22 protein-coding genes and 1 riboswitch are annotated in these 20,173 nt (G+C 70.9%); of the genes, 9 read left to right on the top strand and 13 right to left on the bottom strand.

Features of this window, described 5'->3' with window-relative positions; genetic code table 11:
* Window positions 1–16: 16 nt before the first annotated feature.
* From CRP56_RS11535 to CRP56_RS11560, 6 genes are all read right to left on the bottom strand, one after another.
* Entirely contained in the window at window positions 17–973 is a 957-nt protein-coding gene (locus tag CRP56_RS11535; RefSeq protein ID WP_097262954.1) for an SCO2102 family sporulation regulator, read from the bottom strand.
* A gap of 56 nt (window positions 974–1,029) precedes the next feature.
* Window positions 1,030–1,953 carry a methylenetetrahydrofolate reductase [NAD(P)H] gene (gene metF / locus CRP56_RS11540; RefSeq protein WP_097262956.1) on the bottom strand — a complete coding sequence of 308 codons (924 nt, stop codon included), beginning with the start codon at window positions 1,951–1,953 and terminating at the stop codon, window positions 1,030–1,032.
* 119 nt (window positions 1,954–2,072) lie between these two features.
* Window positions 2,073–2,729, bottom strand: coding sequence for a thiamine phosphate synthase (gene thiE, locus CRP56_RS11545; protein ID WP_097262959.1), 657 nt, complete (start codon window positions 2,727–2,729; stop codon window positions 2,073–2,075).
* Between the two features lie 207 nt (window positions 2,730–2,936).
* Window positions 2,937–3,308, bottom strand: coding sequence for an Rv2175c family DNA-binding protein (locus CRP56_RS11550; RefSeq protein ID WP_097262961.1), 372 nt, complete (start codon window positions 3,306–3,308; stop codon window positions 2,937–2,939).
* 76 nt (window positions 3,309–3,384) lie between these two features.
* Entirely contained in the window at window positions 3,385–4,548 is a 1,164-nt protein-coding gene (locus tag CRP56_RS11555; protein ID WP_257041910.1) for an NAD(P)/FAD-dependent oxidoreductase, read from the bottom strand.
* A gap of 89 nt (window positions 4,549–4,637) precedes the next feature.
* Window positions 4,638–4,988 carry a hypothetical protein gene (locus CRP56_RS11560; protein ID WP_097262964.1) on the bottom strand — a complete coding sequence of 117 codons (351 nt, stop codon included), beginning with the start codon at window positions 4,986–4,988 and terminating at the stop codon, window positions 4,638–4,640.
* A 52-nt stretch (window positions 4,989–5,040) separates the two neighbouring features.
* A riboswitch (TPP riboswitch) is annotated at window positions 5,041–5,152 on the top strand.
* Between CRP56_RS11560 and thiO the strand changes: the two genes are divergently transcribed.
* From thiO to CRP56_RS11590, 6 genes are all read left to right on the top strand, one after another.
* A complete protein-coding gene (gene thiO, locus CRP56_RS11565) occupies window positions 5,150–6,310 on the top strand; it encodes a glycine oxidase ThiO (RefSeq protein WP_097262967.1) in 1,161 nt (386 codons plus the stop codon). (Overlaps the previous riboswitch by 3 nt.)
* Window positions 6,307–6,507, top strand: a complete 201-nt coding sequence (thiS, locus tag CRP56_RS11570) for a sulfur carrier protein ThiS (protein WP_097262970.1) — start codon at window positions 6,307–6,309, stop codon at window positions 6,505–6,507. The genes thiO and thiS overlap by 4 nt, the downstream gene beginning before the upstream one ends.
* A 3-nt stretch (window positions 6,508–6,510) precedes the next feature.
* Window positions 6,511–7,305, top strand: coding sequence for a thiazole synthase (locus CRP56_RS11575; RefSeq protein WP_097262973.1), 795 nt, complete (start codon window positions 6,511–6,513; stop codon window positions 7,303–7,305).
* A 118-nt stretch (window positions 7,306–7,423) separates the two neighbouring features.
* A complete protein-coding gene (gene pknB, locus CRP56_RS11580) occupies window positions 7,424–9,352 on the top strand; it encodes a Stk1 family PASTA domain-containing Ser/Thr kinase (protein WP_179850989.1) in 1,929 nt (642 codons plus the stop codon).
* Window positions 9,353–9,421: 69 nt separating this feature from the next.
* Window positions 9,422–10,282, top strand: coding sequence for a deoxyribonuclease IV (locus CRP56_RS11585; RefSeq protein ID WP_097262976.1), 861 nt, complete (start codon window positions 9,422–9,424; stop codon window positions 10,280–10,282).
* 76 nt (window positions 10,283–10,358) lie between these two features.
* Window positions 10,359–10,832, top strand: a complete 474-nt coding sequence (locus CRP56_RS11590; RefSeq protein ID WP_097262978.1) for a DUF4396 domain-containing protein — start codon at window positions 10,359–10,361, stop codon at window positions 10,830–10,832.
* A gap of 38 nt (window positions 10,833–10,870) precedes the next feature.
* Here the strand turns inward: CRP56_RS11590 and CRP56_RS11595 are convergent, their stop codons facing one another.
* On the bottom strand, window positions 10,871–11,503 hold the full coding sequence (locus tag CRP56_RS11595; protein ID WP_097262981.1) for a sulfite oxidase-like oxidoreductase: 633 nt from the start codon (window positions 11,501–11,503) through the stop codon (window positions 10,871–10,873).
* 174 nt (window positions 11,504–11,677) lie between these two features.
* Here CRP56_RS11595 and bfr point away from each other — a divergent pair, with 174 nt between their 5' ends.
* Complete coding sequence (gene bfr, locus CRP56_RS11600) at window positions 11,678–12,157, top strand: bacterioferritin (RefSeq protein ID WP_059197560.1); 480 nt, start codon at window positions 11,678–11,680, stop codon at window positions 12,155–12,157.
* Here bfr and CRP56_RS11605 read toward each other — a convergent pair.
* Window positions 12,154–12,372, bottom strand: a complete 219-nt coding sequence (locus CRP56_RS11605; RefSeq protein WP_097262983.1) for a (2Fe-2S)-binding protein — start codon at window positions 12,370–12,372, stop codon at window positions 12,154–12,156. The genes bfr and CRP56_RS11605 overlap by 4 nt on opposite strands.
* A 133-nt stretch (window positions 12,373–12,505) precedes the next feature.
* Window positions 12,506–13,858: a class II 3-deoxy-7-phosphoheptulonate synthase gene (locus CRP56_RS11610; protein ID WP_097262984.1), complete on the bottom strand. Its 1,353-nt coding sequence runs from the start codon at window positions 13,856–13,858 to the stop codon at window positions 12,506–12,508.
* A 96-nt stretch (window positions 13,859–13,954) separates the two neighbouring features.
* Between CRP56_RS11610 and CRP56_RS49275 the strand changes: the two genes are divergently transcribed.
* Together CRP56_RS49275 and CRP56_RS11620 are read left to right on the top strand one after the other, a co-directional pair.
* A complete protein-coding gene (locus tag CRP56_RS49275) occupies window positions 13,955–14,011 on the top strand; it encodes a trp operon leader peptide (protein WP_071528813.1) in 57 nt (18 codons plus the stop codon).
* A 98-nt stretch (window positions 14,012–14,109) separates the two neighbouring features.
* A complete protein-coding gene (locus tag CRP56_RS11620) occupies window positions 14,110–15,990 on the top strand; it encodes an anthranilate synthase family protein (RefSeq protein ID WP_097262986.1) in 1,881 nt (626 codons plus the stop codon).
* Here CRP56_RS11620 and CRP56_RS11625 read toward each other — a convergent pair.
* The 4 genes from CRP56_RS11625 to macS form a co-directional block, all read right to left on the bottom strand.
* Window positions 15,942–16,937 carry a 2-hydroxyacid dehydrogenase gene (locus CRP56_RS11625; RefSeq protein ID WP_097262988.1) on the bottom strand — a complete coding sequence of 332 codons (996 nt, stop codon included), beginning with the start codon at window positions 16,935–16,937 and terminating at the stop codon, window positions 15,942–15,944. The two genes, CRP56_RS11620 and CRP56_RS11625, sit on opposite strands and share 49 nt — an antisense overlap.
* 130 nt (window positions 16,938–17,067) lie before the next feature.
* Window positions 17,068–18,096: a 6-phosphofructokinase gene (locus tag CRP56_RS11630; RefSeq protein ID WP_097262990.1), complete on the bottom strand. Its 1,029-nt coding sequence runs from the start codon at window positions 18,094–18,096 to the stop codon at window positions 17,068–17,070.
* A gap of 161 nt (window positions 18,097–18,257) precedes the next feature.
* A complete protein-coding gene (locus CRP56_RS11635) occupies window positions 18,258–18,935 on the bottom strand; it encodes a response regulator (protein WP_059197571.1) in 678 nt (225 codons plus the stop codon).
* On the bottom strand, window positions 18,932–20,146 hold the full coding sequence (gene macS / locus CRP56_RS11640) for a MacS family sensor histidine kinase (protein ID WP_097262992.1): 1,215 nt from the start codon (window positions 20,144–20,146) through the stop codon (window positions 18,932–18,934). The genes CRP56_RS11635 and macS overlap by 4 nt, the downstream gene beginning before the upstream one ends.
* Window positions 20,147–20,173 lie beyond the last annotated feature (27 nt).

Consider the following 20,173-nt stretch of genomic DNA (forward strand, 5'->3'; position numbering starts at 1 on the left):
CCCACGAGCCTCGGCGTCAGAAGCGGTACTGCTCGTCGTAGCCGTTCCCCTGCTGGGCGTTGCCCTGGTAGGGGTACTGCTGTTCCGGCGGGAGTTCGCCGCCGTAGGAGTCGTCGGACCGCTGCTGCGGGACCCAGACGCCGCCGGCCGGGGTCTCGCCGCCGTAGGTCGCGTTGCCGTACTGGTCCTGGCCGTAGGCCTGCTGGTCGTAGCTCTGCTGGCCGCCGTACGAGGTGTCGTAGCCGGCGCCGTCGTAGGTCTGGGTGCCGATGTACGGGTCGGAGTAGGCGGCGTACTGCTGCTGCCCGGCCATGTCGTAGCCGTACTGCTGCTGGTCGTAGCCGGTGTAGCCGTCGTAGGAGTAGCTCTGGTCGGCGCCCTGGGCGGCCGTCGCGTACTGGTCCTGGCCGGCGTAGCCGCCGTCGCCGGTCGCCGCCGGGTAGGGGGTGTCGCCGTATATGCCGTAGGAGCCGGTGTCGTCCGGCATCGGCTGGGGCTCGTAGACCGCGGTGGTGTCGGCCGCCGCGGCGGGGCGGGCGGGCGTGAACACGTCGTCGCGGTCGTAGTCGTCACCGTAACCGGCCGGGTCCTGGCGGTAGTTGGCCTCGTCGCCGTAGTCGGCGTCCGAGGCCTCGAGGTCGGAGACCTCCAGGGTGGGCTCCTCGCGACCGCGTTCCCGGCGGGGGCGCTTGCCGCCGGTCAGGCCGCCCAGGGCCGTCGGCGGATTGACCGCCCAGCCCTGTTCGAAGCCGCGGCGGAAGGAGAGCGTGACGTACGTCTGGCCGATCGCGAAAGCGATGGCGCCCAGCCCGATGACGATGACCGAGGGGATCAGCACACCGAGGACGACGCCGAGGAAGCCCGCGAACGCGAGCAGCCGCCAGCGCAACCGCGCCTTGTACTGGAGCAGCACCTCGCCGAGCAACCACAGCGCGACGATTCCGAACGCGATGTAGAGGACCGTCCAGCCCATGTACGCCCCTCTCCCAGTGACCGCTACGCAGTGTGTCGTATATCCGTGCGGCCGGTCTAGGCCTGCGGTGGGTGGTGCAGGCCCAGGTTCTCGTAGATTTCCAGCGTCGCCGTGGAGTTGTTGAGCGTGATGAAGTGCAGTCCGGGCACTCCCTCGGCCAGCAGCCGCGCGCAGAACTCGGTGGCGAATTCGATACCGATGGAGCGTACAGCGGCCGGATCGTCTTTTGCTGTGAGGATCCGCTCTTTCAGGACGGACGGGATCGACGCGTTGCTGAGCTGCGGAAGTCGTTCGAGCATCCTCACGCTCGTGACCGGCATCACCTCGGGGATGACCGGGGTGGCGCAGCCGGCGGCGGCCACGCGGTCGCGAAGGCGAAGGTAGGAGTCGGGCTTGAAGAACATCTGCGTGATGGCGTAGTCGGCGCCGGCGCGGCACTTGTCGACGAAGTGCTCGACGTCCGTGTCCCAGTCGCCGGAGCGCGGGTGCATCTCCGGGAAGGCGGCGACGCCGACGCAGAAGTCGCCCGACTCCTTGATGAGCCGGACCAGTTCGGCCGCGTACGTCAGGCCCTGCGGATGCGGCACCCAGTCGGCCATGGGGTCGCCGGGCGGGTCGCCGCGCACGGCGAGCATGTTGCGGATCCCGGCGTCGGCGTACTGGCCGATGATGTTGCGCAGCTCGGCGATCGAGTGGTTGACCGCCGTGAGGTGGGCGACCGGGGTCAGGGTGGTGTCCGCGACGATCTGCTGGGTCTCCTTGACGGTGCCCGCGCGGGTGGAGCCGCCGGCGCCGTAGGTCACCGAGACGAAGTCCGGGGCGACCGCCTCGACCCTCCTGAGCGCGCTCCACAGGTTTCGCTCACCCTTGGGAGTCTTGGGCGCCGAGAACTCGAAGGAGTACGTCGTCTTGCCCGTGGCGAGCATGTCACGCACGGTGCGTGCGCGGTCCGTCCTGGTGGATGCGGTTCCGAGGGCCATACCGGCAGGTTAGCCAGGGGGCGGTGGTCACCCAACCAGATCACGGAAATTTGCCCGTTTTGTCGATTTGTTGTCCACCCATCGGACAGCTTTCGTCTAGCGGGGCCCGATGCGGCTGGTCACCGCTGGCGCAGGCGCTTGGCGAACTCCGCGGCGGCCGCGCCGGGGTCGGTCGCCTCGGTGAGGGCGCGTACGACGACGACTCGGTCGGCGCCCGCCTCCAGCACCTCGTCGAGGTTGCCGAGGTCGATGCCGCCGATGGCGAACCAGGGGCGGTCGGTGCCGAGGGCGGCGGTGTGACGGACGAGGTCGAGGCCGGGGGCGTGGCGGCCGGGCTTGGTGGGGGTGGGCCAGCAGGGGCCGGTGCAGAAGTAGTCGACGCCGTCCTGGACCGCCGCGGCGGCGGCTTCCTGCTCGGCGTGGGTGGAGCGGCCGATGAGGACGTCGTCGCCGAGGATCGCGCGGGCGGCGGGGACCGGGAGGTCGCCCTGGCCGAGGTGGAGTACGTCGGCCGTGGCGGCGTGGGCGACGTCCGCGCGGTCGTTGACGGCGAGGAGCTTGCCGTGGCGGGCGCAGGCGTCGACGAAGACCTGGAGGTGCTCCAGTTCCTCGGCGGCCTCCATGCCCTTGTCGCGGAGCTGCACGATGTCGACGCCGCCGGCCAGGACCGCGTCGAGGAACTCCGGGAGGTCGCCCTGGCGCTTGCGGGCGTCCGTGCAGAGGTAGACGCGGGCGTCGGCGAGCTGGGCGCGGGCGGTGCGGGCGGCGTCGGTCATGGTCGGTCCCCCGGTGTCGGTGGCGTACGGGCCGTGGACGAGTGCGGTCGGCCTTGGCGGGCGGTAGTGAACCACAGGTGGGTCGGGGCGGGGCATGCCGGTAGGTCGTGGGACGTGAGTGGTCGGCGGGCGGGTGTCACTCACCGCGTTGGCGGGGTGCCGACCCGGAGCCGCACAAGACATGTACGGCCCCGAGCCACTCCGGGGTCAGACCGCCAATGCCTGGGCCCGGCGCTTCACCTCCGTGCCGCGGTTCTCGCTCAGGGCCTGGGCCGGGGTGCCCGGCAGGCTGTCGTCCGGGGTGAAGAGCCACTCCAGCATCTCTTCGTCACTGAAGCCGTCGTCCCTCAGGAGTGTCAGGGTCCCGGCGAGGCCCTTGACGACTTTCTGCTCGGCCCCGTCGATGAAGGCGGCGGGGACGTGCAGTGCGCGGTTCTCACCTCGGCGTACGGCGATGAGCTGGCCGTCCTTGACCAGCTGCCGCACACGCGTCACCTCGACGTCCAGCATTTCTGCGATGTCGGGGAGGGTGAGCCAGGCGGGGACGAGAGCATCGATCTTTGCGTCAATCTCGGTCACGGAATCAAGCCTGCCATCCCGCACTGACAGTCGGAAGCCGGGGCCGCCCGAAACGGCCCCTACCTTGACATTTCCGCTAGACCACCGCCGCCTTCAACGGCCGACCTGGATCCGACAGCAACCCGGTGTCCAGTTCCGTCCCCGCCTCGATCAGGCGCCGCCCCTGTGCCAGGTCCCGCGGCCGGCCCACCGCCAGCAGGGCGACCAGCCGGTTCTCGTGCAGCCAGCACACCGTCCAGGCCGGTCCGGACGGGTCCCCGCGCCACAGGACCGTGTCGGCGGACGTGTGGTGGCCGGCGTACTGGACGAAACGGCCGAACTGCTCGGACCAGAAGTACGGCACCGGGTCGTAGACCGACGGCGTCTCGCCGATGATGTTGGCCGCGACCGTGCGCGGCCCCTGGAGGGCGTTGTCCCAGTGGTGGACCAGCAGGCGCTCGCCGTAGCGCCCCGACGGGAAGGACGCGCAGTCGCCCACGGCGTACACGTCCGGGACCGAGGTGCGCAGCCCCGCGTCGGCCACGACCTCGCCGTGCGCGCCGAGGGCGATGCCCGAGCCGGAGAGCCAGGCTGTGGCCGGGCGGGCGCCGATGCCGACCACGACCGCGTCCGCGGGCAGCCGGGAGCCGTCGTCGAGGACGACCTCGCCGGGCTCGATACGGGCCACGCGCGCGTGGGTGCGCAGCGCGGCCCCCGCGTCGGCGTACCAGGTCGCCATCGGCGTGGCCACCTCCGCGGGCAGCGCCCCCGCGAGCGGCCGGTCGGCGGCCTCGACGACGGTCACCGCGCAGCCCGCTTCGCGCGCGGCGGTGGCGAACTCGGCGCCGATCCAGCCCGCGCCGACGACCACGATGTCGTGCTGCCGGGCGAGGACCGGGCGCAGCCGTTCGGCGTCGTCGAGGGTGCGCAGCAGATGGACGCCGGGCACGCCCTCCGCGCCGGGCAGCCGGATCGGTTCCGCGCCGGTGGCGAGGACCAGGACGTCGTACGGCACCGGCCCGTCCTCGGCGTCCAGTTCGTGATCGGCGGGGCGGACGCCCAGCACCTCGACGCCGAGCCGCAGTTCGATGCCGAGCGCCTCGAAGTCGACGTCGAAGGCGGAGCCCTCGGCCTTGCCGAGCAGCACCGCCTTGGACAGCGGCGGCCGGTCGTAGGGCTGGTGGGGTTCCGCGCCGATCAGCGTCACCGTGCCGGTGAAGCCCTGTTCGCGCAGGGCCACCGCGGTCTGTACGCCGGCCATGCCCGCGCCGACCACGACCACGCGCCGCCGCGTCTGCGTCTCCGTCTCGTCGCTCACCTGATCACCATAGACAACTGACAAATTGTCAGTCAGGAGTCCTGCACAGTGACCTGCTCCACAACGCTGGTCCCGCTCCCGGCCTGCGACTCCCATTCCCAGCTCTCCTCCAGACGCACCCGCCCGTCGGGCAGGTCCACGACGGTGGACACGCAGTGCCCGGAGGAGGTCGTCCCGTCGTGCTTCAGCTGCACGTACCGGAAGTCGAGCCGGTCGCCCGCGCGCGTGCCCACCAGGTGCCCGCGGACGACGTCGCCGCCCGTGTACTCGGCCCAGATCTCGCCGTCCTTCTCGTGGTACGTGAACCGGGTCCGGGTACCCACCTGACCTGGGGCCTGGTCGGCGACGGGGGCGAGGACGAGGCCGTCCAGCGAGCGGGCCATGACAGTGGGCCTCCTTACGAAAGGGCAAAACCAAGAGCTAGGGTGGCCAACGTAGAGCACTCGCGGGAGCCCGGACGCACCGGGCTGAGAGGGAGGCTGGCGGCCTCCGACCGTACGAACCTGATCCGGGTCATGCCGGCGAAGGGAGGGGCTGGACGCCCATGTCCTCACGTACGTCAGACGTCCTCGTCGTCGGGGGCGGAATCATCGGCCTCGTCACGGCCTGGCGGGCCGCGCAGCGCGGTTTCGCCACGGCCGTGGTGGACCCCGAACCGGGCGGCGGGGCCGCCCAGGTGGCGGCCGGCATGCTCGCCGCCGTCACCGAACTGCACTACGGCGAGCAGACCCTGCTCGGCCTGAACCTCGCCTCGGCCCGCCGCTATCCGGACTTCGCGGCCGAGCTGACCGACCTGACCGGGCTCGACCTCGGCCACCGCCGCTGCGGCACGCTCGCCGTCGCCCTGGACGCCGACGACCGCGCCCATCTGCGCGAACTGCACGCCCTCCAGCAGCAGTCGGGGCTGGAGTCCGAGTGGCTGTCGGGGCGCGAGTGCCGGCGCCTGGAACCGATGCTCGCGCCGGGCGTGCGCGGCGGGCTGCGGGTGGACGGCGACCACCAGATCGACCCCCGACGGCTGACCAGGGCGCTGCTGGCCGCCTGCGAGCGAGCGGGCGTGGTGTTCCACCGCGACTGGGCCGAGCGTCTCGACGTAGTACGGGACCGGGCCGCCGGCGTCACGACGACCGGCGGTACGCGGCTGGGCGCGGGGCAGGTGGTGCTGGCGGCGGGCAGCCTCAGCGGACGCCTCGCCGGGGTCCCCGAGGCCGTACTGCCGCCCGTGCGCCCGGTGAAGGGGCAGGTGCTGCGGCTGACCGTGCCGCAGCGGTACGCGCCGTTCCTGAGCCGGACCGTGCGGGCCGTGGTGCGCGGCAGCCAGGTCTATCTGGTGCCGCGGGAGAACGGCGAGCTGGTGATCGGGGCGACCAGCGAGGAGCAGGGCTGGGACACGACGGTGACCGCGGGCGGGGTGTACGAGCTGCTGCGCGACGCCCATGAGCTGGTGCCCGGCATCACCGAGCTGCCGCTGACGGAGACCCGCGCGGGGCTGCGCCCCGGCTCCCCCGACAACGCGCCCCTGCTCGGCCCCACCGAGCTGCCGGGGCTGCTGCTGGCCACCGGCCACTACCGCAACGGTGTGCTGCTGACGCCGGTCACCGGCGATGCCATGGCCCACGCCCTGACCACCGGTGAACTCCCGGACGAGGCCCGCCCCTTCACCCCCAGGCGATTCACGAAGCACCTCACGGAGCAGCCCGCATGAACATCTCCGTCAACGGGGAGCTGCGCCAGTTCGCCCCCGGCACGGCGCTCGACACGGTCGTACGCGCCCTCACCCCGGCACCCTCCGGAGTGGCCGCCGCCCTCAACGAAACCGTCGTCCCGCGCGCGCAGTGGCCGTCGACGCCCCTCTCCGAGGGGGACCGCGTCGAGGTCCTGACCGCCGTCCAAGGAGGCTGACCCATGGCCGACGATCCCTTCGTCCTCGGCGGTACGGCGTTCTCGTCCCGGCTGATCATGGGCACGGGCGGGGCGCCCAGCCTGGACGTGCTGAGGCGGGCGCTGGTCGCCTCGGGCACGGAGCTGACGACGGTCGCGATGCGGCGCGTCGACCCGAACGTGCACGGCTCGGTCCTGTCCGTGCTGACCGAGCTCGGCGTCCAGGTGCTGCCGAACACGGCCGGCTGCTTCACGGCGGGCGAGGCGGTGCTGACGGCCCGCCTCGCGCGCGAGGCGCTCGGCACGGACCTGATCAAGGTGGAGGTCATCGCCGACGAGCGCACCCTGCTGCCGGACCCGATCGAGCTCCTGGAGGCGGCGGAGACCCTGGTCGACGACGGCTTCACGGTGCTGCCGTACACCAACGACGACCCGGTCCTGGCGCGGAAGCTGGAGGACGTGGGCTGCGCGGCGATCATGCCGCTGGGCTCCCCGATCGGGTCCGGGCTCGGCATCCGCAACCCGCACAACTTCCAGCTGATCGTCGAGCACGCGCGCGTGCCGGTGATCCTGGACGCGGGCGCCGGTACGGCGTCGGACGCGGCGCTCGCGATGGAGCTGGGCTGCGCGGGTGTGATGCTCGCCTCGGCGGTGACGCGCGCCCAGGAGCCGGAGCTGATGGCGCACGCGATGCGGCACGCGGTCGAGGCGGGCCGGCTGGCCCACCGGGCGGGGCGCATCCCCAAGCGGCACTTCGCCGAAGCGTCCTCCCCCACCGGGGGGTTGGCGCGTCTCGACCCCGAACGCCCGGCATTCTGAACGTACGTTCGATGAGATTCGGGAGCGGGTGCGAGGTCCGTCACAGCTCGGCTTCAGTCCCGCCCCGATCTCACCCGAACCCCCGGCCCTGTCAGTCACGGCTCGTACACTCACCTGCGTGGATACGACCCTTCAGGACCCATTGGTCGGGCAGGTGCTCGACGGCCGGTACCGCGTGGAAGCGCGGATCGCCGTCGGCGGGATGGCCACGGTCTACCGGGCCCTGGACACCCGCCTCGACCGCGTGCTCGCCCTGAAGGTCATGCACCCCGGCCTCGCCGCCGACGCCACCTTCGTCGACCGCTTCATCCGCGAGGCCAAGTCCGTCGCCCGGCTCGCCCATCCCAACGTGGTGCAGGTCTTCGACCAGGGCACCGACGGGTCGTACGTCTATCTCGCCATGGAGTACGTCGCCGGCTGCACCCTGCGGGACGTGCTGCGCGACCGCGGGGCGCTGCAGCCGCGGGCCGCGCTCGACATCCTGGAGCCGGTGCTGGCCGCGCTCGGCGCCGCGCACCGCGCCGGGTTCGTGCACCGCGACATGAAGCCGGAGAACGTCCTCATAGGGGACGACGGCCGGGTCAAGGTCGCCGACTTCGGGCTGGTCCGCTCGGTCGACACCGTCACCAACACCAGCGGTGCCGTGCTCGGCACCGTCTCCTACCTCGCGCCCGAGCAGATCGAGCAGCCGGGCGCCGCCGACGCCCGCGTCGACGTGTACGCGTGCGGTGTCGTGCTGTACGAGATGCTGACCGGCGAGAAGCCGCACGACGGCGACTCCCCCGCGATCGTCCTCTACAAGCACCTCCACGAGGACGTCCCGCCGCCCTCGGCGATCGTGCCGGGCCTGCCGTTCGAGCTGGACGAGCTGGTCGCGTCGGCGACCGCCCGCACCCCTGACGTCCGTCCGTACGACGCGGTGGCGATGCTCGCCCAGGTCCGCGAGGCGCGTGCCGTCCTCAGCGCCGACCAGCTGGACGCCGTACCGCCGCAGGCGCTGACCACTGAGCACGACAACGCCGAGGACCGGACGAGTGTGATCCCGCGCTCGCTGACGGTGCCGCGGCCGCTGCCGGTCGACGGGGACGACGAGGCCGCGCTCAACCGCACCAGCGTGTTCGCGACGCCACCGCCCCCGCCGCCCCGGCGCCGCCGCTCGGGCCTTCCGCGCGGGCCGCTCGCGATCGTCGTCGCGCTCCTGCTGATCCTCGGTGTCGGCGCGGGCGTCTGGTACATCAACTCCGGGCAGTTCACCAAGGTCCCGGCGCTGATCGGCAAGACCGAGGCGCAGGCGCGGGAGCGGCTCTCCCAGGAGGGTCTCGACGTCGGCAAGGTGAAGCACGCCTACAGCGACACCGTGAAGCGGGGCCAGGTCATCGACTCGGACCCGGGCGTCGGCGCCCGCATACGGAACAACGACTCGGTGACGCTGACCGTCTCCGACGGCCCGAAGACCGTGCAGCTGGCCGACCTCAAGGGCTACCGGCTGGACAAGGCGCGGCTCCGGCTGAAGAACGACGGCCTGGAACCGGGCATGGTCACCCGCGAGTTCAGCTCCGAGGTCATCAAGGGCTTCGTGATCCGCACCGACCCCGAGGGCGGCACGAAGCTCCACGCGGGCACGGCCGTCGCCCTGGTCGTCAGCAAGGGCAGCCCGGTCGACGTCCCGGACGTCACCGGCGAGAGCCTGGAGGACGCCAAGGCGGATCTGTCGGAGGCGGGCCTGAAGGTGAAGGTCGCCACCGAGCAGGTCAACTCCGAGTTCGACAAGGGCCAGGTGGCCGCCCAGACGCCGGGTGAGGGCAGCCGGGCCGCCGAGGGCGACACCGTGACGCTGACGATCTCCAAGGGCCCCGAGATGGTCGAGGTCCCGGACGTGGTCGGCGACAGCGTCGACGACGCGAAGGCCGCGCTGGAGGACGCCGGGTTCCAGGTCGACGAGGACCGCGGCCTCCTCGGGCTGTTCGGCGACACCGTCAAGAGCCAGTCCGTGGACGGCGGCGACACCGCGCCCAAGGGGTCGACGATCACGATCGAGATCCGCTGAGACCGGAGCCTGAACCGACCCTGGACCGCCGACGGGGCACTTCGCCGCGCATGACACCCTGAACGGGTGATGACTCAGCGCAACCCCGTCGGCGGCCATGTCCCCGTGGCCGGCGGTCTGAACTCCGTCGGCCTGTCCTACGCCCGTGATCTGAAGGCCGAGACCGTGCAGGTCTTCGTCGCCAACCCGCGCGGCTGGGCCACGCCCGCCGGCAACCCGCGGCAGGACGAGGAGTTCCGGGCGGCCTGCGAAGCCGAGTCGATCCCGGCGTACGTCCACGCCCCGTACCTGATCAACTTCGGCTCGCACACCGAGGCCACCGTGGAGAAGTCGGTGGAGAGCATGCGGCACTCGCTGCGGCGCGGGCGGGAGATCGGGGCGCTCGGCGTGGTGGTGCACACGGGCAGCGCGACCGGCGGACGGGACCGGTCCGTGGCCCTGAAGCAGGTCCGGGAGCACATGCTGCCGCTGCTCGACGAACTCACCCACGACGACGACCCCTTCCTGCTCCTGGAGTCGACCGCCGGACAGGGTGCCTCGCTGTGCTCGCGCACCTGGGACTTCGGACCGTACTTCGAGGCGCTGGACGCCCACCCCAAGCTGGGGATCTGCCTCGACACCTGCCACATCTTCGCGGCCGGACACGATCTGACCGGCCCGTCCGGCATGCACCAGACCCTCGACCTGCTGGTGGACACCGTCGGCGAGGGGCGGCTGAAGCTGATCCACGCCAATGACTCCAAGGACGTCGTCGGCGCCCACAAGGACCGGCACGAGAACATCGGCGCCGGCCACATCGGCGAGGACCCGTTCCGGGCACTGATGACCCACCCGGCCACGGCGGGCGTACCGCTGATCATCGAGACGCCCGGCGGGAAGGAAGGGCACGCGGCGGACGTGGAGCGGCTGAAGAAACTTCGCGACGCGTAGCCCGTGACGGAATACCCCCTGGGGGTATACGGTTCTTGCTCGATGCAGGAACCGTTATCCGACGTTGGGGGCACTCATGCAGCACGAGGCGCACGCGGGACACGTACACCACCCTGCGAGCAGCTGGTCCATGGCCGTCCAGGCCACCCTCCACTGCCTCACCGGGTGCGCGATCGGCGAGGTGCTCGGCATGGTGATCGGCACCGCGCTCGGCTGGGGGAACCTGCCGACGACGATCCTCGCGATCGTCCTCGCCTTCTTCTTCGGCTACTCGCTCACCCTGCGCGGTGTTCTGCGCTCCGGCCTCGGCCTCCGGGCCGCCGTGCGGGTGGCGCTGGCCGCGGACACCCTGTCGATCGCCGTGATGGAGCTGGTCGACAACGGGGTGATCGTGCTGTGGCCGGGCGCGATGGACGCGGAACTGGCCGACCTGCTGTTCTGGGGCACGCTGGCGATCTCGCTGGTCATCGCGTTCGTCGTCACCGTGCCGGTGAACAAGTGGATGATCGGCCGGGGCAAGGGGCACGCGGTGGTGCACCAGCACCACTGATTCCAGAGCTCATCCAGCCCGAAAATTGACGCAGAGCGTCACGCCTCGGGCCCGTCCCCCGGCTCCTCCTGGTAGGAGTACCGCTGCTCTTTCCACGGGTCGCCGATGTTGTGATAGCCGCGTTCCTCCCAGAAGCCGCGGCGGTCGGCGGTCATGTACTCGACGCCGCGGACCCATTTGGGTCCCTTCCAGGCGTACAGATGGGGGACGACCAGGCGGAGCGGGAAGCCGTGCTCGGCGGTGAGCAGCTCGCCGTCCTTGTGGGTGGCGAAGATCGTACGATCGTCGGCGAAGTCCGCGAGGCGCAGGTTGGAGCTGAAGCCGTACTCGGCCCACACCATCACATGGGTGACGTCCGTCGCCGGCGGGGCGATCTCCAGGACGGTCCGGGCGGGGACCCCGCCCCACTCGGCGCCGAGCATGCTGAACTTCGTCACGCAGTGCAGGTCCGCCACGACCGAGGTGTACGGCAGGGCCGTGAACTCCTCGTGGTTCCAGCAGTGCTTCTCGCCGTCCGCGGTGGCGCCGAAGACCCGGAACTCCCAGCGCTCGGGCCTGAACTTGGGGACCGGCCCGTAGTGGGTGACGGGCCAGCCACGCTGCAGTCGCTGCCCCGGCGGTAGCTCGGAATGCGCCGCTTCTCCACTTTCGCGCTCCACCGGCTGACCCATGACTCCATCCTGACAGACCAAGGGCGGTGCACCTGACCAACCCCATCCCGATTCATCTCAAACCGGACTAAGCATGGACTTACTTACTAAGCGCAGACTTACTGGACGATCTTCGGTGACGATGCAAGGATGCGGCGCAATCTGCCAGTTCCCCTTGCGGAAGGAGCCTCTGCGATGCAGGGCGACCCCGAGGTCATCGAATTCCTCAACGAGCAGCTCACCGGCGAGCTCACCGCGATCAACCAGTACTTCCTGCACGCGAAGATGCAGGAGAACTTCGGTTGGACGAAGCTCGCGAAGTACACCCGCCACGAGTCGTTCGACGAGATGAAGCACGCCGAGGTGCTCACCGACCGGATCCTGTTCCTGGACGGGCTGCCGAACTACCAGCGCCTGTTCCATGTCCGGGTCGGGCAGACGGTCAAGGAGATGTTCGAGGCGGACCGGCAGATCGAGGTCGAGGCGATCGACCGTCTCAAGCGCGGGATCGAGGTGATGCGCGCCAAGGGAGACATCACGTCGGCGAACATCTTCGAGTCGATCCTGGAGGACGAGGAGCACCACATCGACTACCTCGACACCCAGCTGGAGCTCCTGGAGAAGCTCGGTGAGGCGCTGTACATCGCCCAGCTGATCGAGCAGCCGGAGAGCTAGGCGGCTTCCTCGAGGTCGGAGAGGACCGGGTCGACCACGGTCGCCTTGGTCGGGCAGGCCCCCCGGCCCAGGATCGCCTGGATGCGTCGTACGCACGAACCGCAGTCGGTGCCCGCTTTGCAGGCGGAGGCTATCTGGCGTGGCGTGCAGGCGCCGTTCTCCGCGTGTTGCTTGACCTGGGTCTCGGTCACACCGAAGCAGCTGCAGACGTACACGCGGATTCACCTCCCGCCGAGATCAATAAGGCTAACCTAACCTTACCCGGCGCTCAGGAACCGCAAAAGTGGAGCGGGGCGCGGATCGTATGTGATCCGCGCCCCATTCACGTCCCTGTAACAGGTGCCCCCGTCACTGGTCCCGGTACATCTCTGCCACGAGGAAGGCCAGGTCGAGCGACTGGCTGCGGTTCAGCCGGGGGTCGCAGGCCGTCTCGTAGCGCTGGTGCAGGTCGTCGACGAAGATCTCGTCGCCGCCGCCCACGCACTCGGTGACATCGTCGCCGGTGAGCTCCACGTGGATGCCGCCCGGGTGGGTGCCCAGCGCCTTGTGGACCTCGAAGAAGCCCTTGACCTCGTCGAGCACGTCGTCGAAGCGGCGGGTCTTGTGACCGGAGGCCGCCTCGAAGGTGTTGCCGTGCATCGGGTCGGTCACCCAGGCGACCGTCGCACCGGAGGCGGTGACCTTCTCGACCAGCTCGGGCAGCTTGTCGCGGACCTTGTCCGCGCCCATGCGCACGATGAAGGTGAGACGGCCCGGCTCGCGGTCCGGGTCGAGGCGCTCGATGTACTGCAGCGCCTCCTCGGCCGTGGTGGTCGGGCCGAGCTTGATGCCGATCGGGTTGCGGATCTTCGAGGCGAACTCGATGTGCGCGTGGTCCAGCTGCCGGGTGCGCTCACCGATCCACACCATGTGCGCGGAGACGTCGTACAGCCGGCCCGTGCGCGAGTCCACGCGGGTGAGGGCCGACTCGTAGTCGAGCAGCAGCGCCTCGTGCGAGGAGTAGAACTCGACGGTCTTGAACTCCTCCGGGTCGGTGCCGCAGGCCCGCATGAAGTTCAGCGCGTTGTCGATCTCCCGGGCGAGCTGCTCGTAGCGCTGGCCGGAGGGGGACGACTTCACGAAGTCCTGGTTCCAGGCGTGCACCTGGCGCAGGTCGGCGTAGCCGCCGGTGGTGAAGGCGCGCACCAGGTTGAGCGTGGACGCGGAGGCGTTGTACATCCGCTTCAGGCGCTCGGGGTCCGGGATGCGGGCCTTCTCGTTGAAGTCGAAGCCGTTGACCGAGTCGCCGCGGTAGGTCGGCAGGGTCACGCCGTCGCGGGTCTCGGTGCCCTTGGAGCGCGGCTTGGAGTACTGGCCGGCGATCCGGCCGACCTTCACGACCGGCACCGAGGCGGCGTACGTCAGCACGGCGCCCATCTGGAGCAGGGTCTTGAGCTTGTTGCGGATGTGGTCGGCGGACACGGCGTCGAAGGCCTCGGCGCAGTCGCCGCCCTGGAGGAGGAACGCCTCTCCCTTGGCGACGGCCGCCATCCGGGCGCGCAGCTGGTCGCACTCGCCCGCGAAGACGAGCGGCGGATACGACTCCAGCTCCGCAACGACTGCGCGCAGAGCCTCGGGGTCGGGGTACTCGGGCTGCTGCGCCGCGGGCAGTTCTCGCCAGGTGTTGCCAGCGCTCGCGCTGGTCTTAGCGTTCACGGTCACGGCCTCAACATTACGGGGTCGTGTCATGGCTCCCGGCGCATGCCCATCAAATGAGACACGGAGTACAGAGAACGGACATGGGGTAGGGTGCGTCGCATGTTCGCGCACTCGACCCAGAACTGGTGGTGGACCGCTCATCCGGCGGCCCACTGACTGCGCGTACGCAAGACTTCGCGAAGGCCGCCCGAGGGGCGGCCTTCGGCGTTTCCGGGGTCGTTCCTCACCATCGACGTCATCGACAGCGAGGAACCATGGACCTGACCCAGCTCGTGCACGACGACCGCCCGTTCGCCCTGCTGCGCCGCCGCACGCCGGGCCGTGACGAGAACACCGTCGAGGTGTTCCTCGGCCCGGTCTTCTCGTACGACCGCCTCGCCGACCTCCCCGACGAGGGCCTCGCCCTCGTGCCCTTCCGGCAGATCCGTGAGCGCGGCTTCGACGTGCGGGACGACGGGACACCGCTGACGGCGCTGGTCCCCGAGGAGACGCACACGCTCACCCTGCCGGACGCCCTGGCGCAGCTGCCCGCCCATGACGTCCGCGTCGAGAACGGCGGCTTCGACGTCGCCGACGAGGAGTACGGCGAGATCGTCGGCCGGGTGCTGCGGGAGGAGATCGGGCGGGGCGAGGGCGCGAACTTCGTGATCCGTCGGACGTACGAGGGCGGGATCCCGGGGTTCTCCCGCGCGGACGCGCTCGCCCTGTTCCGGCGGCTCCTCGTGGGCGAGCGGGGCGCCTACTGGACCTTCGTCGTCCACACCGGCGACCGCACGCTCGTCGGCGCCAGCCCCGAGGTGCATGTGCGGATGTCCGGCGGCACGGTCGTGATGAACCCGATCAGCGGGACGTACCGCTATCCCGCCGAGGGCCCCACCCCCGAGCACCTGCTCGGCTTCCTCGCCGACGGCAAGGAGATCGAGGAGCTGTCGATGGTCGTCGACGAGGAGCTCAAGATGATGTGCACGGTCGGCGACATGGGCGGCGTGGTGATCGGGCCGCGTCTGAAGGAGATGGCCCACCTCGCGCACACCGAGTACGAGCTGCGCGGGAAGTCCTCGCTGGACGCCCGCGAGGTGCTCAAGGAGACCATGTTCGCGGCCACCGTCACCGGGTCGCCGGTGCAGAACGCCTGCCGGGTCATCGAGCGGCACGAGGTCGGCGGGCGGGGCTACTACGCGGGCGCGCTGGCCCTGCTCGGCCGGGACTCGGGAGGCGCCCAGACCCTCGACTCCCCCATTCTGATCCGCACCGCCGACATCGCCGCCGACGGGCGGCTGCGGGTCCCGGTCGGCGCGACGCTGGTCCGCGGTTCGGACCCGGCGAGCGAGGTGGCCGAGACGCACGCGAAGGCGGCGGGGGTGCTGGCGGCGCTGGGGGTCCTCAAGCAGAGGCCGCGCCAGGAAGGCGTACGGCCGCGGCTGTCCGACGACCCCCGGGTGCGGGCCGCGCTCGACGGCCGCCGGTCGTCCCTCGCGCCGTTCTGGCTGCGGATGCAGGAGCGGTCGCAGGAGCTGGAGGGCCACGCTCTCGTCGTCGACGGCGAGGACACCTTCACGGCGATGCTCGGACATGTCCTGCGCTCCAGCGGACTGGAGGTGACCGTCCGGCGCTACGACGAACCCGGTCTGCGGGAGGCCGTCCTCGCCCACGAGGGCACGGTCGTCCTCGGCCCCGGCCCCGGCGACCCCTCCGACCTCACCGACCCGAAGATGCGCTTCCTGCGCGACCTCGCCGCCCATGTCATCCGCGAGCACCGGCACGGCGTGCTCGGCGTCTGCCTCGGCCACGAGTTGATCGCGGCGGAGCTGGGCCTGGAGATCGTACGGAAGGAGGTGCCGTACCAGGGGGCGCAGACGACGGTCGATCTGTTCGGGCGGGAGGAGACCGTCGGCTTCTACAACAGTTTCGTGGCGCGCTGCGACGACGAGACGGCGGCCGAGCTGGCCGCGCACGAGGTCGAGGTGAGCCGGAGCGGGTCGTACGAGGTGCATGCGCTGCGCGGACCCGGCTTCGCGGGGGTGCAGTTCCACCCGGAGTCGGTGCTGACGCTGAACGGGGCCGCGATCGTCCGGGAGTTGACGGCTCAGCTGCGTGGCACCAGCACGTTCTCCGAGCGGCGGCCGGCCTTGTAGTCGAGGACGTTGCGCACCGTGGCGTCGACGATCTGGCCGACGGCGTCCTCGGTGTAGTACGCCTGGTGGGACGTGACCAGGACGTTCGGGAAGGTGACCAGGCGGGCCAGGGTGTCGTCCTCGATGGCCTCCAGGGACTTGTCGAGGAAGAACAGGCCCGCCTCCGCCTCGTAGACGTCGAGACCGACGCCCGCGAAGCGGCCCGCGCGCAGCTCGGTGACGAGGGCCGCGGTGTCGATGAGGCCGCCGCGGCTGGAGTTGACCAGGACGGCGTCGTCCCGCATCGCCCGCAGGGCGGCGGCGTCGATGAGGTGGCGGGTCTCCGGCATCAGCGGGACGTGCAGGCTGACCAGGTCGGACTCGGCGAGGAGCTGCTCCTTGGGGACGTACTTCATGCCGAGTTCCAGGCAGGCGGGATTCTCGGTGATGTCCCAGCCGAGCAGCCTCATGCCGAAGCCGTGGGCGATCCGGGTGAAGGCCTCGCCGATCTTGCCGGTGCCGAGGACGCCCGCGGTGCGGCCGTGCAGGTCGCGGCCCATCAGGCCGTCGAGGCGGAAGTCGAAGTCGCGGGTGCGGGTGGAGGCGCGGACGATCCGCCGGTTGACGGCCATGGCGAGGGTCCACGCGAACTCGGCGACCGAGTACGGCGAGTAGTACGAGACGCGGGCGATCGTCATGCCGAGCCGCTCGGCGACGTTGAGGTCGATGTTGTTGAAGCCGGTGGAGCGCTGGGCGATCATCCGGGTGCCGCCGGCCGCCAGGACCTCCAGGACGCGCGGGCCGAGGTCGGCGTTGACGCTGGTGGAGACGGCCTCGTAGCCGGCCGCGATGGGGGCGGTGTCCTCGTTGAGGAAGACGTCCAGGCAGCGGACCTCGTGGTGCCCGTGGAAGGCGCGCTCGATCAGGGGCTTCTCGTCGGCCTGGACTCCGAAGGCGAGGATCTCCACGCGGCCCTCCGGGGGTGCGCCTGATGTGTCCGGTCCTGGCGAATATCTCACCCCTCCCCCGTCGCCGCCACGGAAGCCGCGACGGCGTTCGGGGTTCGGGATTCGGGGTTGTGGGTTCGAGGGGGGCCGGTCAGCCGAAGAACACTCCGACCTCCGCGTACAGCTCCGGGTCGACCGTCTTCAGCTTGGCCGTGGCGTCCGAGATCGGCACGCGCACGATGTCGGTGCCGCGCAGCGCGACCATCTTCCCGAAGTCGCCGTCCCGCACCGCCTCGATGGCGTGCAGTCCGAAGCGGGTGGCGAGCCAGCGGTCGAAGGCGCTGGGCGTGCCGCCGCGCTGGATGTGCCCGAGCACGGTCGTCCGGGCCTCCTTGCCGGTCCGCTTCTCGATCTCCTTGCCGAGCCATTCGCCGACCCCGGACAACCGGACGTGCCCGAAGGAGTCCAGCGACTGGTCCTTGAGGACCATGTCGCCGTCCTTCGGCATGGCGCCCTCGGCGACGACGACGATCGGGGCGTACGAGGCCTTGAAGCGGGAGGTGATCCAGGCGCACACCTGGTCGACGTCGAAGCGCTGCTCGGGGATGAGGATGACGTTGGCGCCGCCGGCGAGGCCGGAGTGCAGGGCGATCCAGCCGGCGTGCCGGCCCATCACCTCGCAGACCAGGACCCGCATATGGGACTCGGCGGTGGTGTGCAGGCGGTCGATGGCCTCGGTGGCGATGCCGACCGCGGTGTCGAAGCCGAAGGTGTAGTCGGTGGCGGACAGGTCGTTGTCGATGGTCTTCGGTACGCCGACGACGGAGACGCCGTACTCGTCGGTGAGGCGTGCGGCCACGCCCAGGGTGTCCTCGCCGCCGATCGCGATCATCGCGTCGACCTCCAGCTTGGCGAGGGTGTCCTTGATCCGGCGGATGCCGTTCTCCTGCTTCAGGGGGTTCGTCCGCGAGGAGCCGAGGATGGTGCCGCCGCGGGGCAGGATGCCGCGCACGGCGGGGATGTCGAGGCGGACGGTGTCGCCCTCCAGGGGCCCGCGCCAGCCGTCCCGGAAGCCGACGAAGTCATAGCCGTACTCCTGCACGCCCTTGCGGACGATGCCCCGGATGACGGCGTTGAGCCCGGGGCAGTCGCCGCCTCCGGTCAGTACTCCGACCCGCATGGAAATGTCCCTTCGCCGCGGTTGCCTGGTGAAGGCCACGCTAATGGTGATCCAGGTCACACAGGGATGGGCGGGAAGGGCAATTCCGGTGAATCAGCGGGCGGTTGGTTTACTCGTCGGTTGGTTCACTCGTCGGCAAAACCGACAGTCCGTCCAGCGTCCTACTCGTCGTCCAGGCCGCGCTCTATCGCGTACCTGACCAGCTCCACCCTGTTGTGCAGCTGAAGCTTGCCGAGGGTGTTCTGGACGTGGTTCTGGACCGTGCGGTGGGAGATGACCAGGCGCTCGGCGATCTGCTTGTAGCTCAGGCCCTTTGCGACGAGGCGCAGCACCTCGGTCTCGCGGTCGGTCAGTTCGGGCGCCTTCGGCTGGTCGGCGTCGGCGGCGGGCGCGGGCTCGGAGGCCAGGCGGCGGTACTCGCCGAGGACCAGACCGGCGAGGCCCGGCGTGAACACCGGGTCCCCGACCGCCGTCCGGCGCACCGCGTCGAGCAGCTCCTCCGTGGACGCCGACTTCAGCAGATAGCCGGTGGCGCCCGACTTCACCGCCTCCAGCACGTCCGCGTGCTCGCCGCTGGCGGACAGCACCAGGACCCGCAACGCCGGGTTGTGGCCGACGAGTTCCTTGCAGACCTGGACGCCGGGCTTGAGCGGCAGGTTCAGGTCGAGCACGAGCACATCGGGCCCGGCCGCCTTGGCCCGGCGTACCGCCTGGTCGCCGTCGCCCGCGGTGGCCACCACCTCGAAGCCGGACTCGCCCAGGTCGCGGGCGACCGCGTCGCGCCACATCGGGTGGTCGTCGACCACCATCACCTTGATCGGGCCCTGCTGCTCACTCATCGCTGTCCTGCCTTCCCCCGTGAAGCCTTCGGTACCTTCAGTTCGACCTCCGTGCCCTGCCCGGGCACCGAGATCAGCTCGGCGCTGCCGCCGAGGTCGCGCAGCCGCCCCCGGATCGACAGGGCCACCCCCAACCGCCCCTCCCCCTCGGCCTGGGCGAGCCGCCCCTCCGGGATGCCGGGACCGTCGTCCCGTACGGTCACGATCACCTCGTCGGGCTCGTCCTCGACCAGGATCCACGCGCGCGCCTGCTCCCCCGCGTGCTTCCGTACGTTGTCCAGCGTGGCCCCCACCGCGGCCGCCAGCTCCCTCGCGGCGGCCGGGGGCAGCTCCACCGGAGCACCGGGCTCGGCGAAGCTGACCTTGGCGGCGGCGAACGGGGCGAGCAGCGCGCGCAGATCGACGGGACCCTCGGGCTCCGGCTCGTCGACGGCCCGTACGACCGCGCCCTGGGCCGCGTCCTCGGACGCCCAGGAGACCCGCGTCAGCCCGCCGGAGACCAGGGTGCGCAGCGCCACCTCCTGCTCGCCCGCCATCCGGCCCAGCTCCGCCGCCTCGCCGCCGAGGACGGCGCCGCGCCGCTGCACCATGGCCAGCACCTGGAGCACGCTGTCGTGGATGTCCCGGGCCAGCCGCTCCCGCTCCCTGGTCGCCGCCTCGATCTCCAGAGCGCGGGCGAGGGTGCGCTCGGAGGCGCGGGCGACCTCGACGACGTAGCCGATGGCGATGGAGGCGACCCAGACCAGGATCACGTTGTGGACGGTGTCCCGGGCGGGGGCGCCGCGCTCGATGAGGTTGGCGACGGCGACCGGCGTGGAGGCGAACGCGGCCCAGCGCCAGCCGCCCTTGATGGCGAACGCGAGGACCGAGCCCGCCGTCCATATCGACGGCAGCGTGGGCCCGCCGCCGTCGATGTGCGCGTCGTTGACGACCAGCGGGGTGAGCACGATGCCGGCGAGGGCGACGGTCAGGTCGGCGGCGAGGAAGCGCTTGGTGCAGGCCGCCGCGTTCTGGACGCGGGGCAGCGTGGCGAGCGTCCAGCCGCACAGGACGACGAAGTAGCCGATGGCGATGCCCGGGCGGTCGTAGTCGTCGTACTGCGTGGCGAACAGGCCGACCGCGTACAGCATGGTCAGCACCCGGTAGCCGGTGAGCGCACGCCACAGCGGCAGCTCGACCGACATCCTCATGACACGCTCACGCCTCGCCATGCCCCCACCCCCCGGCCGAACCCCTCT

The sequence above is a fragment of the Streptomyces sp. TLI_55 genome (assembly GCF_900206255.1).
GTDB classification, from domain to species: domain Bacteria; phylum Actinomycetota; class Actinomycetes; order Streptomycetales; family Streptomycetaceae; genus Streptomyces; species Streptomyces aquilus.

Bases quoted from the DNA above. Each gene is read 5' to 3' on its own strand.
- CRP56_RS11535 (WP_097262954.1), bottom strand. From the start codon at position 973: ATGGGCTGGACGGTCCTCTACATCGCGTTCGGAATCGTCGCGCTGTGG.
- metF (WP_097262956.1), bottom strand. From the start codon at position 1,953: ATGGCCCTCGGAACCGCATCCACCAGGACGGACCGCGCACGCACCGTG.
- thiE (WP_097262959.1), bottom strand. From the start codon at position 2,729: ATGACCGACGCCGCCCGCACCGCCCGCGCCCAGCTCGCCGACGCCCGC.
- CRP56_RS11555 (WP_257041910.1), bottom strand. From the start codon at position 4,548: ATGGCCGGCGTACAGACCGCGGTGGCCCTGCGCGAACAGGGCTTCACC.
- CRP56_RS11560 (WP_097262964.1), bottom strand. From the start codon at position 4,988: ATGGCCCGCTCGCTGGACGGCCTCGTCCTCGCCCCCGTCGCCGACCAG.
- thiO (WP_097262967.1), top strand. From the start codon at position 5,150: ATGTCCTCACGTACGTCAGACGTCCTCGTCGTCGGGGGCGGAATCATC.
- thiS (WP_097262970.1), top strand. From the start codon at position 6,307: ATGAACATCTCCGTCAACGGGGAGCTGCGCCAGTTCGCCCCCGGCACG.
- CRP56_RS11575 (WP_097262973.1), top strand. From the start codon at position 6,511: ATGGCCGACGATCCCTTCGTCCTCGGCGGTACGGCGTTCTCGTCCCGG.
- CRP56_RS11585 (WP_097262976.1), top strand. From the start codon at position 9,422: ATGACTCAGCGCAACCCCGTCGGCGGCCATGTCCCCGTGGCCGGCGGT.
- CRP56_RS11590 (WP_097262978.1), top strand. From the start codon at position 10,359: ATGCAGCACGAGGCGCACGCGGGACACGTACACCACCCTGCGAGCAGC.
- CRP56_RS11595 (WP_097262981.1), bottom strand. From the start codon at position 11,503: ATGGGTCAGCCGGTGGAGCGCGAAAGTGGAGAAGCGGCGCATTCCGAG.
- bfr (WP_059197560.1), top strand. From the start codon at position 11,678: ATGCAGGGCGACCCCGAGGTCATCGAATTCCTCAACGAGCAGCTCACC.
- CRP56_RS11620 (WP_097262986.1), top strand. From the start codon at position 14,110: ATGGACCTGACCCAGCTCGTGCACGACGACCGCCCGTTCGCCCTGCTG.
- CRP56_RS11630 (WP_097262990.1), bottom strand. From the start codon at position 18,096: ATGCGGGTCGGAGTACTGACCGGAGGCGGCGACTGCCCCGGGCTCAAC.
- CRP56_RS11635 (WP_059197571.1), bottom strand. From the start codon at position 18,935: ATGAGTGAGCAGCAGGGCCCGATCAAGGTGATGGTGGTCGACGACCAC.
- macS (WP_097262992.1), bottom strand. From the start codon at position 20,146: ATGGCGAGGCGTGAGCGTGTCATGAGGATGTCGGTCGAGCTGCCGCTG.